We start from the raw sequence: 14,522 nt of genomic DNA on the forward strand, positions 1-14,522 counted from the left end.
TTTCTCTTCAAGTAACACAATACAATTGTGTTACATCGCTATTGGAAAGAATAATCTAGAAATTGAGACTTAAGTCAGGGGATGGTTTTGAAAAGCAGCGTCATTGACGGAATTTGGGGTTGATTCGTTACGAAAATGAAATTGTTATAGGGGAATGGAGAATGTGAGAATGAATTTAAGGGCAAAAATGTTGATTTATTTTTTTATGGTGGTTATGGTAGCTTTAGTGGGATTTTCATATACGGTGTGGAAAGTAAACGATGTAGCAGAAATTGTCGATACTGTTAAAACACGTGATTTACCTCGTACACTTACGACGAGTAAGCTAAATAACAATATTTCTGATAAAGTTGGGTATGTGAGAGGTTATTTTATTACAAAAAACCAGCAAATGCTGGATGATTATAAGAAAATCGTTCAAGAGAATAGCAATATTGAAGATGATCTTATTAATAGTTCTGTCACTGAAGATGGAAAAAGGTTAAGTAAAGAAGTAAAAGCTCTAGATGATAAATATTCTTCTATTGCAGAAAACAAGCTGTTTCCCCTGCTAAAAGCAGGGGCGGATGCAGAAGCTTTGCAGGTTATGATCAATGAAATGACACCGACAGCGAAAGCTCTAAATGATAAAGTAGATGAATACCAAGATTTGCGAAATAAGAACGTTACCGCTTCTTTGGATCGATCTGTTGAACTGGCAGGTCATGCGAAGATGATAGCACTTTTTGCCGGAATATTTGCTGCCATTTTAGGTATGCTCATCGGGCTCTTTTCGGCTCGTAGTATATCGCGTCCGATTAATGAATTGGTTGGGGTTGCACAAAAAGTGGCGGCCGGTGATTTGACACAACAGGTGATAATTGATCGAAAAGATGAAGTAGGGGAACTGGCAGTCGCATTTAATACTATGGTAGTGGCATTGAAAACTTTAATAAAAAAAGTCAATATCAATGCAGAACAGGTAGCGGCTTCTAGTGAGGAACTTACGGCAAATTCTGAACAGTCGGCTCAAGCAACAACCCAAATTGCTACGTCTATTACGGATGTGGCCGCTGGTGCGACCGAACAAATGGATGCAGCAAATTCAGCATCGGCAGTGGTAGAACAAATGTCAGCTGGAATCCAACAAATAGCGGCTAATGCCAGCCAAGTTGCCGAAAGTTCAGCGAAGGCTACGGATAAAGCAAAAGATGGTGACCAAAAAGCGGAAGATGCAGTCCGTCAGATGAATCAAATTGAAAATACAGTAAATAGCTCCGCTCAGGTTGTAGTTCAGCTGGGCGAGAGATCAAAAGAAATCGGACAAATTGTGGACACGATTTCAGGAATTGCTGGTCAGACGAATTTGCTGGCTTTGAATGCAGCAATTGAAGCCGCTCGGGCAGGAGAGCAAGGCAAAGGCTTTGCTGTAGTAGCCGAAGAAGTGAGAAAGCTGGCCGAACAGTCTCAGGAAGCTGCACAAAGAATAGCTGAATTGATTGCTCATATTCAAGGTGAAACAGAACAAGCAGTCATTGCTATGAATGCAGGTACACTAGAAGTTAAAACTGGTGCGAAAGTAATCAGGGATACAGGAATCGCATTTAAGGATATTATGATGGCTGTAGGTGAGGTTTCTGATCAGGTGAAGGAAATCTCATCATCTATACAGCAAATGGCATCTGGAAGCCAGCAAATTGTCGTTTCTGTACAAAAAATTGATGATCTCAGTAAAAAAGCAGCTGGAGAGACACAAAGTGTTTCTGCAGCAACGGAAGAACAATTGGCGTCGATGGAAGAAATTGCAACAGCTAGTCAGTCTTTGGCTACTTTGGCAGGAGATTTACAAATGGCTGTTAATCAATTTCGTGTGTGATTTGTGTGAATTTTAAAGCAAAAGTTTTTTCGGTTATTTGTTTGGCTTGCAGCTTATCAAAGGTATATAAAGTAATATGTTTCTATGTTTGAGCGATCGATGCATACAAAAAATGTTAAGCGTAAATGGAATATTGACAAAACGCTTATGAATATAAATTGACTGTACGAAAAAGCACCTTTCGAATTTGAAAGGTGCTTTTAAAATTGTAAGTCTATAGAAAAGTAATGTTTATAATTTTTGTGGTAATCATGTAAAAAAAAAGAACTTTTACAGATTGTATAGAGTAGGAATGAACTGGTATGATTTAATCATGAACATATATTTAAATAAAATAAAAGATCCAGGAGGGAAGTATGGTGAAAAGTGAATTGTTAAAAAATATCATTGAGATTCTTTTGGAATGTGGCAGTTATATGTCCGTAGCGCAAATTGCGGAACAACTTCATGTATCCACAAAAACAATCCATAATTATTTAAATCAGCACCAACTTCAAGCGTTTATCCGACCTGTGGTATTTGAAAAAAAACAAAAATTAGGAATTCGACTTATTGGAACAGAGGAAGAGTTAGATGCTCTTCGTAGTATGATTGCTGCTGAAAATATAAATAGGATTGTTAAAAATAATTTATTAAAATTATCAGATTATTCTTTTATTTTACAGGTGTTATTCACTTCGGCTAAGCCATGTACTACACAGGAACTTGGCGATATGTTATTTATGAGTAAAACAAGCATTCATACCCATTTTATTGCTATTGAAGATTGGTTAAAAAGGCGAAATATTCAATTGATGAAAAAAGAAAATCATGGAATTTGGCTTGAGGGAAATGAACGGTTCATTCGTGAGGCCTATAAAGATTATTGCCTTAATATTCCACTTAATGAAGATACCTTAAATCTTACAAGTTTTGATCGATTGGATCGAAATCATTACAATAGAATTGTCATGATTTTTACCAAAGAGGTTACGGATAAGACGATTCAAATTGCATTACTGGCAGAAATTATACTGAATCAAAAAATGACAGAAAATTCCTTATTTTATTTAATTATAAAACTTAATATTTTAATTAATAGGATATGTATACACAAAATCATTATAAAACCACTGCAGGATGTAAAAAAGCTTCATGAATATTTAGGGGCACAGGTGATGAAAATTCATATTGAAGAAATGTTCAAAATTAAGATTCCTGAAAATGAATTGTATGAAATAACAGAATATCTTTTGGAAACACGTTTGCAAAAAAACAATCTTATCGAGAAGAATCCGACAAAATTAAGTCAACCTTTAGCTGAGAAGTTTTTACAAAATGTATCACAGTGCTTGCAGGTTGATTTAGCGAATGATGAGGATTTGATCCATAATCTTCTGCTACATTTGCAACCTGCTATTCGTAGAATAAAATATGGGGCAAAAATCGAAAATCCATTGATTTATCGGATTCGACATGAGTTTACAAATATATATCTTGCGGTGTTGACTTCTATTGAAGAATTAGAAAAATACGAGCAAGTAGCTTTTGACTCAAATGAAATTGGATATATTTGCCTTCATATTGCTGCTGCGATTAATCGACGCGAACGGGGGAACTATATTAAGACTTGCTTGATTTGTAATGGGGGTATTACGATTGCACAATATTTAGAGAGTGCCATTCAGAAGGAAGTGCGGGAAATTAAAATCGTCAAAACTTGTGTTAGTGATGATTTTAATTATTTGGCAATCGGACAATATGATTTAATTCTTGATGCAACCTATATGATTAAAAATGATCAGGCTAAATTGATTCAGATTCAGGAAATGTTTACAAAAGAGGATGTCTCTCGGATTCGTCATTGGATTTTAGGTAAATTTGTCTTAGATGCTTTTAAAGAAGGAAAATCAGAATCAGAAAATTTATTGTATTTTAATGATGATTTAAAAACGAAGGAAGAAGTTTTCTTGAAGTATGGGGAATATTTATTTAAGAAAGGTTATGTAAAGGCAGGCTACGCAGAGAGTATGCTGGAGCGTGAAAATCGTGCATCAACAGCATTGGGAAGATATATAGCTGCACCACATGGGTCGAGAGAATTGGTGTTAGTTTCTGCTTTAGTGATTGTTAATTTGAAAAAAACAATTGTTTGGGATGAATATAATGTTGATTTGATTTTTATTTTGGCTGTCAATTTTTCGACCAGTATGACAAATCAGTATTTTTTTAAAACACTCTATGAGATTATAAAAGATGATGTTCTGATTAAGAAAATAAAAAAATCAGCTAATTTGGAGGATATTAAGAAAATATTGACAGAGTTAGAGCATCTTGAAAAATCAAGATAAATACCTTATTTATGAATTGAATATGGAAAAATTCGAGATCTATAACAGCTTGAATATGGAAGTTACTCTGGCGTATTCTAAACGTAGAGATGATACATAGGAGGTCATGCAGATGGATATTTCATCCATTCTTGATAAAAAAAATATAATTTTGGCTATGCAGTCAAAGGAAAAAAGTGATGCTTTTTTTGAACTTGCACAATGTTTTAAAGAAAACAATATTATTACGGATGTCAAGGGGTATGTAGAAGATGTATTAAAGCGTGAAGCAGAATTTAGCACAGGCATTGGTTATGGCATCGCGATACCACACGCTAAATCAAAATATGTGAAAACAACAGCTATTGCGGTAGGGAAACTAGCACATAATATCGTATATGATTCGATTGATAATGAACCCGTGCGGATTCTTTTTATGATTGCAGTTCCGGAAAATGGCAATGATGCCCATTTGAAAATCTTAAATAAACTTGCCCGGAAATTTATGGATGAGAATTTTAGAAAAAACATTTTAGCTGCTAAAAATGAAGATCTTATGTTTGAGGCTTTACGTATTTTTTAACATGTTTTATTATAAAATGTTTTAAAATAACAAAATTTGAGTGGGGGGATTAGTATGAAAATCGTTGGAGTTTCAGCGTGTCCGACAGGGATTGCTCACACCTATATGGCTGCCGAAGCATTGGAGAAATGCGGGAAAGAATTGGGGTATGAAGTCAAAATTGAAACACAGGGTATTGAGATTGAAAATATTTTAACACCACAGGAAATTGAAGAGGCAGATCTTGTTATCATTGCTTGTGCAAAAAATGTCGACTTGACACGTTTTGAAGGAAAAAGAGTCATTGAAGTACCAATCGACAAAGCTGTTAAAAATGCGAGACAAATTATCATGGATGCTGTTGAAGGAAAAAACATTAGCATATTTCATTTAGCTGAAGAGGAAAAAGAACAAAAAAATCAGCAAACAGGTGTATATAAACATTTGATGACAGGTGTTAATTTTATGCTGCCGTTTGTTATCGCCGGTGGTATTTTAATCGCTTGTAGTTTTATGTTTGGTATTCATGCCGGTGATCCGAATGATCCTTCCTATAATATCTTGGCAGCAGCTTTCAATAAAATTGGTGGTGAGGTTGCTTTTGGATTAATGGTTCCAGTCTTAGCCGCTGGGGTTGCGTATTCTATTGCAGGAAAGCCTGGTATTTGTTCGGGGATGGTTGCCGGAATGCTGGCAAAAAGTATTGGTGCAGGCTTTATTGGTGGATTAGCAGGTGCATTTATCGCAGGGTATTTAACACTTTTTTTACTTAAGCAGATTCACTTACCAAAATCAATACAAAGCTTAAAAGGTCTTATCATTGTGCCTCTCTTATCAACTTGTATCACAGGGTTTATTATGATTTTTATTATTGGCACACCTGTTAAATTTTTACTGGATACATTATCAACTTTTTTAAATAATATGGGAACAACCAATGGGATTTGGATTGGTCTTTTGATTGGAATGATGATGGCATCTGATATGGGGGGACCAATTAATAAAGCAATTTCTACTTTTTCAATTGCTTTAATGTCTTCTGGAGTCTATGGTCCCATTGCCGCCTGTATGGTCGCCGGTATGACACCTCCGCTTGGCTTGGCACTGGCAACTGTTTTATTTAAACAAAGATTTACGGTCGAAGAACGTGAGGCGGGAAAGTCGTGTTGGGTTTTGGGACTTTCGTATATTACCGAGGGGGCAATTCCTTTTGCTGTAGCCGATCCGTTTCGTGTTATTCCCTCGCTGATGGCAGGTTCAGCGATAGCGGCGGCTATTTCACTTGGTGCTGGATGTACATCTTTGGCACCGCATGGAGGTATTTGGATATTGCCAATACCAAATGTCATCGGTAATTTACCAATGTATGTTGTAGCTTTACTTGCCGGAAGTATTGTAACTTGTTTCTGTGTGGCATTTTTAAAAAGAAAAAATAACTATGAATTATAATAAAGGAGAGAAGAACTATGCTTTATACAATGAATGATTTACTGTGCGTAGCTAAAAAAAATCAATTTGCAGTTCCTGCTTTTAATATTGGGAGTTTTGAAATTTTGCGTTCCGTCATAGATGCGGCAACGGAAACAAATTCTCCCGTTATTTTGGAAATTCATCCTGATGAAATTGCATATTTAACGGATGTTTTTATAGAGTCGGTTAAGCAGGCTGCTTATGAAGCACCGGTACCGGTGGTCATTCACTTAGATCATGGTGCTAATTTATATGATGTGCTGCGTGCTATTCGAAATGGATATACATCGGTTATGATTGATTCTTCAAAAAATACGTATCAGGAAAATATCGAAGTTACTAAAAGAGTTGTTGAAATAGCACATGCGTTGAATATTTCAGTAGAAGCAGAGTTGGGTACAATTGGTGCTATGAACTATGCGGATGAAGGCGTAGACAATGTTACGTATACAGACCCTGATCAAGCACAGGACTTTGTTGAAAAAACAGGCATCGATACATTAGCAATTGCTATAGGTACAGCACATGGCTTATATCCAAAAAACTTTACGCCTAAACTAAATCTACCGTTGCTGGCAGAATTGAATAAACGTTTGGATATTCCTTTAGTATTGCACGGCGGTTCGGGAAATCCAGATGATGAAGTCACGAAGTCTGTTTCATTAGGCATCTGTAAAGTCAATATTTCAAGTGATGTCAAAAGTGCTTTTTTTACAGAATGTCAGCGGTTTTTTCGGGAAAATCCAGATCAGTATGAGCCAAACATGATTTTCTCATCGTGTATACAGGAAGCGAAAAAAGTAATTCATCATAAATTTGATATCTTAAATACGCTGGGAAAAGCATCATTGTATTAAGTAAGTCGATGCATACAAGCATAGTTCAATCGAAGCATAGCTATATTATGTCCGTTTTAACGGACATAATATAGCTATGCTTCTTTATTGTTTATTGTTAAAATGAAATCAACGAATAGAGGTGATGAACATGCTGCAAGCCAGAGAATTCCAGATTATATCATTGTTATTGGAATCTGCTCAAGGATTATCAGGTAATGAATTAGCACAACTTATTGGTGTTTCGGAGCGTACAATTCGGCGAGATATTAAATATATTCAAACATATATCGAAAGTTCGGGCTGTATAATACATTCCTCTGTAAAAAATGGTTATTCCTTAGAAATTTTGGACGAAGATAAATTTAATACTTTGAAAAAAAATCTGAATGATTGTGAACAAACAGATTATATTTTAGAACAACTTATCATTAACACGTTAAATGATACTTGTATTTCGCAGGCAGAGTTGGCAGATAAACTCTATATGAGTCTTTCGACATTAAAACTACACATCAAAATGATAGAAAATAATTTGGAGAAATATCATTTGGAAATTATTAATTACAAAAATAAGGGCATGAAAATATACGGGAATGAAGAACAAATCCGGTATGCTATTTCTGAATACATTTTCACAAAATATAAAAGCAGTGTATGTCAAGTTTATCAGCCTTTTTTTGCTAATATAGATTTACTTTTGCTGAAAAAAATTGTAATTCAAGTAATTGAGCAAAATATGTTAAAGCTAACGGATTTATCTATTGATAATTTATTAATACATATTGTTATCTTAATGAAACGAGCTAGTCTTGGACAGTTAATTATTTATAATGATGATCAAATTGCAAAAATAGAGCAAACAAAATCTTTTGAGGCAGCACGATATATTGTTAAATCAATCTATCTTAGCTTTGGCGTGGAAATTAATTTAAATGAGACTTGCTATCTTGCTCAACATATCATTACTAGCAAAAAATATTCTGAATTTGAAAATATAAAGGTGAATGTTGAAATAGAAAATTTGATAAAAAATATAATGAATATGATAAATAAAATTTGTGGAATTGATTTTTCAGAAGATAAAACCTTACTCCATTGGTTGTCGCTGCATCTTGACATTGCCATGAACCGACTGAAAAACAATATGAATATTCACAATGAGGCTTTAGATTTAATAAAAAAAGAATATCCATTGCCCTTTCAAATTGCAGCAATGGCAGGAAAAGTTATTGAACAGGAAAAAAATATTAAAGTTAATGAAAATGAAATCGGTTATATTGCAATTCATTTTGCGGCTGCCTTCAGTCGTCGTGGTAATTTAAAGAATGCAAATGTAAAAAAAATCTTGTTAGTATGTGGATCGGGGATTGGAACTACAGTTTTATTGAAAGCAAGGATACAAGAATATTTTCAAGATCGTATACAGATAGTAAACACTATACCTGGTTATAAATTAAATGAACAAATCATAAGTTTGGTGGATGTGGTCTTAACAACAATACCTATCGATCATATCAAATCTGATAAAATAATAAACGTTAATTATTTATTAAATTTAGATGAAATTGTCTTTATTGAGTCAAAAATATTTAATAAAGAGATGTTTAATAAAGATCTTATTTTACAATTTTTTCGAGAGGATTTTTTCTATACACAAATGGATTTTGATAATAAAGAGGATATTTTAGACTTTATGACAGATCAGATGATACAAAAAGGAATGATGAGTGAAATTGGGAAAGTTTCAATCAAGGAACGAGAATCTTTGTTTTCTACCGAAATGAGCAATCTATTGGCAATTCCACATTGTTTATATAATGATCTTGATAAGACAATTATACCAGTGTTGGTTTTAAAAAAACCGATTCTTTGGAATACGAAATATGTACAGATGGTGTTGTTAATCAATGTTGCAAAAGAAACATTTGAAGTGTGGGATACCTTTTTCCCTAAATTGATACACTTTTTAGTAAAAGAAAAAGGAGTACAGTTTTTTTTAAACGGTACATCTTATCAATATTTTATAAAAAAAATAGTTAAAATATTTAGAATTTAGTAAAACATTAAATCATAACATCTTAACTATGATGGATTAAAGTTTGATGGTATAAATTTATTAATAAAGGAGCTTACTAACATGATCGATCAATATGTTTATCCAGAACTTGTATGGGTTCATAAATTATTTCCCAACAAAGAAGATTTATTCAAGACAGTTGCAAGAAATTTATATAATAATGGTTTTGTCAATGAGCAATATTCTGAAAGTCTTATATCAAGAGAAATTAAGTTTCCTACAGGGTTAGCATTGGAAGATTATTTTGTAGCAATACCTCATAGTGATTGCAAAAATGTAAAAAAATCATTTGTAAGTGTTGTTATTTTAGATAAACCTGTAATCATGAATAAAATGGATGATCCAGAGATGGAAATACCGGTCGAATATGTGTTTTTTTTTAGGTATGAACAATGATCAAGATCATATAAAGTTTTTGAAGGAGGTTATTTGTATTATAAAAAATAAAAAATTAATTTTAAAAATGAAAAAAGCTGCTTCTTCGGAAAAAATAATAAGCTTGTTATCAACTGATTCATTGGGGGGGCGTTTATTAGATCCAGCATGATTCTTGAGGTCCATATTATAAGACAAAGCATAATGATCAATACTAAAGTGAGGATGATGAACATGAAAAAAATTAAAATATTGATTGCTTGTGGCAGTGGAATAGCTACTTCTACGATTGGTGCTGATGTAGTAAAAGAAATATGTAAGAATTTAAAGATTTCTTCTTTTGAGATTATTAAGTGTACTATGACTGAAATATCTTCCATGGAAAAAAATGTAGATCTTATTTTGACAACAAATAATTATACGGGTAAAACGCAAATACCTCATATAAGTATTACAGGGTTTATTACAGGAATTAATGAAGATGCTTTGCGAGAAAAAGTCAAAAAACAAATATTGGAAATTTATCAACAATTAAAACAATGAAATAGGAAGGATATCATTCCTGATGCTTATTCGATTCAGTGAAAAATATATAAAGGGGATGTTTTATTTTGGAAACAATGTTGGCAGGTATTCAAGAGGTTTTAGGATTAGGTGCTAAGGCTATTTTGCCTATTATTATCTGTTCATTAGGTTTGTTTTTTAGAATGAAATTAAGAGATGCTATTAAAGCAGGGCTGACAGTTGGGTTAGGATTTTTAGGGTTAGGTTTAATTATAACTTTATTAACTTCGACATTAGAACCAGCTGTTTCATTTTATCAAAAATTAGGATCAGGTTATACGATTATTGATATTGGCTGGGCTGCTGTTGGTGCAGCTTCATGGATGGCTCCTTTCGCAGCACTCGCAATTCCAGTCGGTTTATTTATCAATTTAGCATTAATTAGATTTGGTGCCGTAAGAACAATGAATATTGATATATGGAATTATATGCATTTTTTAATACCAGGATTTTTAACATATGTATTATTTAGTAGTGCTATTGCTGGGTTTTTAGTTACAATTTTAATGTCAGTTATTGCAATTTTTGTAGGAGATCAATTAGCACCAAGATGGCAAAAATACTTTGGGTTGGAAGGAACTACCTGTACAACCGTTAATTTAATTGCGTGGACTTTTCCTGTAGCTCTCATTATTAATAAGATTATTGATTTGATTCCAGGCTTAAACAAAATAGATTTCAGTATAGAAAAGGCAAATAAGAGATTAGGAATTATGGGAGATCCAGTTCTTATAGGTTTGTTTGTAGGAGCATTACTTGGTATCCTAACAAAACAAAATTTTTCTAATACGGTCACCATGGGGATAGGAATTGCAGGAGTTATGCTATTGATGCCTAAAATGGTTGGGATTATGATGGAAGGTTTAGCTCCGGTTGGAAAAGCAGCAAATAGTTTTATAAAAAAGAGGATAAAAACAGAAAAAGAAATAATTATTGGGATGGATGTTGCTCTAGGGTTGGGGGACCCCACGACTATTACAACAACAGTTGTTACGATACCGCTCGTGATTTTGTTTGCTTTAATTTTACCAGGTGTTCAATTTTTCCCGGTGGGAATGCTGACGTCAGTCTGTTATTTTGCAGTAGTTTGTACACTTGCTAGTAATGGTAATTTATTTCGATCGGTTATTTCTACGCTCATTTATTGCATAATTTCAATGTATACCTGTGCTTATGTGGCACCTGGAGCTACAGCAATGCTCAATGCAGCTGGGTTGAGTATTAACGGATTAGGAACAGATGTATCTGTTGGTTCACCTATTTGGGGCGTTCTTATTTATTGGTTAAGTACAATATTCCAATAAATGTAAGAAAATTATAGTTAATATTAAATCTATAAAATATATATGGAGTTAATAATAGGAGAAATTTACATGAATATGATAAAAATTATTCCTTCAGTTTTTAATGCTGATTTGTTAAATTTAAGAGATGATATTGTCTTTTTAGAAAAAAATCATATGGATATTTTACATATTGATATGATGGATGGAAACTATGTTCCTAATATTGCATTTGGTCCTGACCAAATAAAACGAATAAAAGAAAATACATCTATGAAAATAGATGTTCATTTGATGGTTGCTCGACCAGAAAAAATAATTGATAGAGTTATAGATGCTGGTGCTGATTTCATTTCTATACATTATGAATCTACACTTCATGCTCATGAAGTGGTGAAAAATATTAAAAACAAGGGGGTACGTGCAGGTATCGCACTTAATCCAGCGACGCCACCTGCTGTTTTAAAATATATGATTGAAGACATCGATTTTGTTTTACTTATGTCTATTAATCCAGGACATTGGAATCAACAATTCATTGATAATATTTACGGTAAAATCAAAGAAACAAAGGAGCTGATTGATAATCGAATGGTTGAAATTGAGATAGATGGTCGAATGGACCCAAACCGAATTAAAAAAGCTTCAAATATTGGAGCTTCTATGTTTGTTGTCGGAAGTTATTTGTTTGATGGAGATAAAAAAGAAAATATTTTAAAATTACAAAAAATATTAAAATAATTGAATATGGAGAGATTAAAATGGATTCTTTAAAATTATACGGAGTTAGAGATATACGATTTGAAAAAGCAGAAGAACCGATAATGCACAGTGACAATGATGTCATTGTAAAAATTAAAGCAGCAGGGATATGTGGGTCTGATGTATCTAGATATAGACTTTTAGGACCTTATATTATAGGGATGATTTGGGGACATGAATTTTCTGGAGAAGTAGTAGCGATTGGCAAAGCAGTTACAAATGTTTCAATTAATGATAGAGTCGTAGGCTGCCCAGTCGTATTTGACGGAGAAGATTATTATTATAAAAAAGGTGAATTTAATAGAAGTGATTTTAACAATGCTATTGGTGCCAAAAGACCAGGAGCTTTTGCCGAATATATTTGTTTGCCTTCACAAAATCTTGTTAAAATACCGAATACACTTTCTTTTGATGCAGCATCTTTAGTTGAACCTTCATCTGTTGTAATTCATGGATTATATAGAACATCTTTAACCGTTGGCAAGAGTGTAGCAATAGTTGGCGCGGGCGGAACTCTTGGTCTGATTGCTATTCAATGGGCTAAGATTTTCGGTGTAGGAAAAATTATAGCAATTGATATAGATGATGCTAAGTTAGAACTATCAAAAAAGGTTGGTGCAGATGTCGTTATTAATTCATTAAATGAGGATACGGAAAAACTTATTGCAAAAAATACGGATGGACTGAAAGCAGATCTTGTTATTGAAGCTGCGGGGTCACATATCACTGCTTCACAAGTTTTTGCTTATGCTAAAAAAGGTGGAGAAATATTGTTCTTAGGCATCCCTTATGGTGATGTTCATGTGAAGAGATATTATTTTGAAAAAATTTTAAGAAGTGAATTAACAGTTTTTGGTTCATGGAGTAATGTTTCAGCACCTTTTCCTGGAAAAGAATGGTCGGATAGCGTGAAGTTTTTTGCGGAGCACAAAATCAACACAGAGCATATTGTTACACATAGATTACCTTTAAGTAAAGGACCAGAAATTTTTAAAAAATTAATGGAAAGAAAAGAATTGATAGGTAAAGTTATACTTCATCCAGATGAAAAATAAGTCATTAATACTAGAGCTGGATATAGAAATTATGGAAGATATTTTTAATTAGTATATCCTCTATAAATGAAGATAAATTAGGAGGAATTGTTCATGAAACTACAACTGGCATTAGATGACATAAAATTAGTCGATGCATTAGTATTAGTAGAAAAAATAAGAGAGTATATTGATATTATTGAAATTGGCTCGCCATTTATTATTGAAGAAGGCATGAGAAGCGTACGAGAATTTAGAAAGTATTTCCCAGAAAAATATATTTTGGCAGATACTAAAATTATGGATGCTGGAGATTACGAGACAGAACTAACATATTTAGCAGGAGCAGATTATTGTACAGTTCTTGGTGTAACAGATACTTTGACAGTAAAAGGCTGTCTGGAATCTGCAAAAAAATATGGGAAAAAAGTTTTTGTTGATATGATTTGTGTAAAAGATATGGAAAAAAGAATTTTAGAATTGGAGGAAATTGGTGTTGACTGTTTTACAGTTCATACAGGAGTTGATCAACAGGCTGTTGGCAGAACAGCATTAGAAGATTTGGCAGAAATGAAGAAAGTAAGTAAAAAATCTCAGATTTCTGTAGCGGGAGGAATCAAAGAAAGTACTCTTTATAAATATAAGAAAGTAGGTGCTGATATTATTATTGTTGGAAGTGGTATTATTCACGCAGATGATCCTGTTAAGGCAGCGAAAGCGATCTATAAAGAACTCAAAAGTAAATAGGTTGTGAAACTGATAGAGTACAAAAATGCTTTTAAGTGTAATTGTACTATCTGGACATAAAACAGAAAAAATGGGAGCATAAATTTATGTTCCTATTTTTCATTTTATGACTAGTCTTATCAACGTTAAGGCAAGTTTGTTTAAGAAATTTAAAAATTTATGCAATAAATTGATGAGTCCTGCGTTATATTAAAAGTACGATCAAATTTATTATGAGGAGTGTTTTATAATGGATGAGGTTTTAAAGTTTTTGCAGGATAATTCACCGTTTTTTCTGGCCACGGTTGATGGCGATGTTCCAAAGGTTCGTCCGTTTGGTTTAGCGATGGAATTTGAAGGAAAACTATACTTTGGTACAAATAATAAAAAGTCTGTATATCAGCAGCTTCAAGTAAATCCGAAAATTGAAATCAGCACAGCTTCTAAAACAGGAGAATGGTTACGTTTAAAGGGAAAAGCTGTTTTTAATACAACACCACAAATAAAGCAGGCTGCATTAGATGTTGTGCCGATGTTAAAAAACGTTTACAGTGTTGAAGATTCGCTGTTTGAACTTTTCTACATAGAAGATGCTGAGGCAACTTTGAAAGATATGAAAGGTGCTGCTAAAACAATTACGTTTTAATTGTCTTATGATTGAGCGGT

Annotated in this window: 14 protein-coding genes; all 14 read left to right on the forward strand. The window is 33.3% G+C overall.

The window, feature by feature from the left end; genetic code table 11:
• The first annotated feature begins 169 nt into the window (after nucleotides 1-169).
• The 14 genes from F606_RS0105935 (at nucleotide 170) to F606_RS0106005 (ending at nucleotide 14,502) form a co-directional block, all read left to right on the forward strand.
• The gene (locus F606_RS0105935) at nucleotides 170-1,855 is read left to right on the forward strand and encodes a methyl-accepting chemotaxis protein (RefSeq protein WP_019552959.1); all 1,686 of its coding nucleotides are present in this window, start codon (nucleotides 170-172) and stop codon (nucleotides 1,853-1,855) included.
• Between the two features lie 356 nt (nucleotides 1,856-2,211).
• Nucleotides 2,212-4,185 carry a BglG family transcription antiterminator gene (locus F606_RS0105940; RefSeq protein ID WP_019552960.1) on the forward strand — a complete coding sequence of 658 codons (1,974 nt, stop codon included), beginning with the start codon at nucleotides 2,212-2,214 and terminating at the stop codon, nucleotides 4,183-4,185.
• A 112-nt stretch (nucleotides 4,186-4,297) separates the two neighbouring features.
• Nucleotides 4,298-4,747, forward strand: coding sequence for a PTS sugar transporter subunit IIA (locus F606_RS0105950; RefSeq protein ID WP_019552962.1), 450 nt, complete (start codon nucleotides 4,298-4,300; stop codon nucleotides 4,745-4,747).
• Between the two features lie 54 nt (nucleotides 4,748-4,801).
• The gene (locus tag F606_RS0105955; protein ID WP_019552963.1) at nucleotides 4,802-6,175 is read left to right on the forward strand and encodes a PTS fructose transporter subunit IIC; all 1,374 of its coding nucleotides are present in this window, start codon (nucleotides 4,802-4,804) and stop codon (nucleotides 6,173-6,175) included.
• A 17-nt stretch (nucleotides 6,176-6,192) separates the two neighbouring features.
• Nucleotides 6,193-7,053 carry a ketose-bisphosphate aldolase gene (locus tag F606_RS0105960; protein ID WP_019552964.1) on the forward strand — a complete coding sequence of 287 codons (861 nt, stop codon included), beginning with the start codon at nucleotides 6,193-6,195 and terminating at the stop codon, nucleotides 7,051-7,053.
• 130 nt (nucleotides 7,054-7,183) lie between these two features.
• Complete coding sequence (locus F606_RS0105965; protein ID WP_019552965.1) at nucleotides 7,184-9,091, forward strand: BglG family transcription antiterminator; 1,908 nt, start codon at nucleotides 7,184-7,186, stop codon at nucleotides 9,089-9,091.
• Between the two features lie 81 nt (nucleotides 9,092-9,172).
• Complete coding sequence (locus tag F606_RS0105970) at nucleotides 9,173-9,508, forward strand: PTS sugar transporter subunit IIA (protein ID WP_019552966.1); 336 nt, start codon at nucleotides 9,173-9,175, stop codon at nucleotides 9,506-9,508.
• Nucleotides 9,498-9,659 carry a hypothetical protein gene (locus F606_RS23805; protein ID WP_019552967.1) on the forward strand — a complete coding sequence of 54 codons (162 nt, stop codon included), beginning with the start codon at nucleotides 9,498-9,500 and terminating at the stop codon, nucleotides 9,657-9,659. The genes F606_RS0105970 and F606_RS23805 overlap by 11 nt, the downstream gene beginning before the upstream one ends.
• Before the next feature lie 62 nt (nucleotides 9,660-9,721).
• Entirely contained in the window at nucleotides 9,722-10,030 is a 309-nt protein-coding gene (locus F606_RS0105980) for a PTS sugar transporter subunit IIB (RefSeq protein WP_019552968.1), read from the forward strand.
• Nucleotides 10,031-10,107: 77 nt separating this feature from the next.
• On the forward strand, nucleotides 10,108-11,355 hold the full coding sequence (locus tag F606_RS0105985; RefSeq protein ID WP_245542089.1) for a PTS transporter subunit IIC: 1,248 nt from the start codon (nucleotides 10,108-10,110) through the stop codon (nucleotides 11,353-11,355).
• Between the two features lie 69 nt (nucleotides 11,356-11,424).
• Nucleotides 11,425-12,075 (forward strand): ribulose-phosphate 3-epimerase, encoded by a 651-nt coding sequence (rpe, locus tag F606_RS0105990; RefSeq protein WP_019552970.1) that lies wholly within the window; start codon nucleotides 11,425-11,427, stop codon nucleotides 12,073-12,075.
• A gap of 20 nt (nucleotides 12,076-12,095) precedes the next feature.
• Complete coding sequence (locus tag F606_RS0105995) at nucleotides 12,096-13,151, forward strand: galactitol-1-phosphate 5-dehydrogenase (protein ID WP_019552971.1); 1,056 nt, start codon at nucleotides 12,096-12,098, stop codon at nucleotides 13,149-13,151.
• A 93-nt stretch (nucleotides 13,152-13,244) separates the two neighbouring features.
• The gene (gene hxlA, locus F606_RS0106000; protein WP_019552972.1) at nucleotides 13,245-13,877 is read left to right on the forward strand and encodes a 3-hexulose-6-phosphate synthase; all 633 of its coding nucleotides are present in this window, start codon (nucleotides 13,245-13,247) and stop codon (nucleotides 13,875-13,877) included.
• A gap of 229 nt (nucleotides 13,878-14,106) precedes the next feature.
• Nucleotides 14,107-14,502, forward strand: coding sequence for a pyridoxamine 5'-phosphate oxidase family protein (locus F606_RS0106005; protein ID WP_019552973.1), 396 nt, complete (start codon nucleotides 14,107-14,109; stop codon nucleotides 14,500-14,502).
• The last annotated feature ends 20 nt before the right edge of the window (nucleotides 14,503-14,522 follow it).

Source organism: Propionispira raffinosivorans DSM 20765, from assembly GCF_000381065.1.
GTDB lineage: Bacteria > Bacillota > Negativicutes > Selenomonadales > Selenomonadaceae > Propionispira > Propionispira raffinosivorans.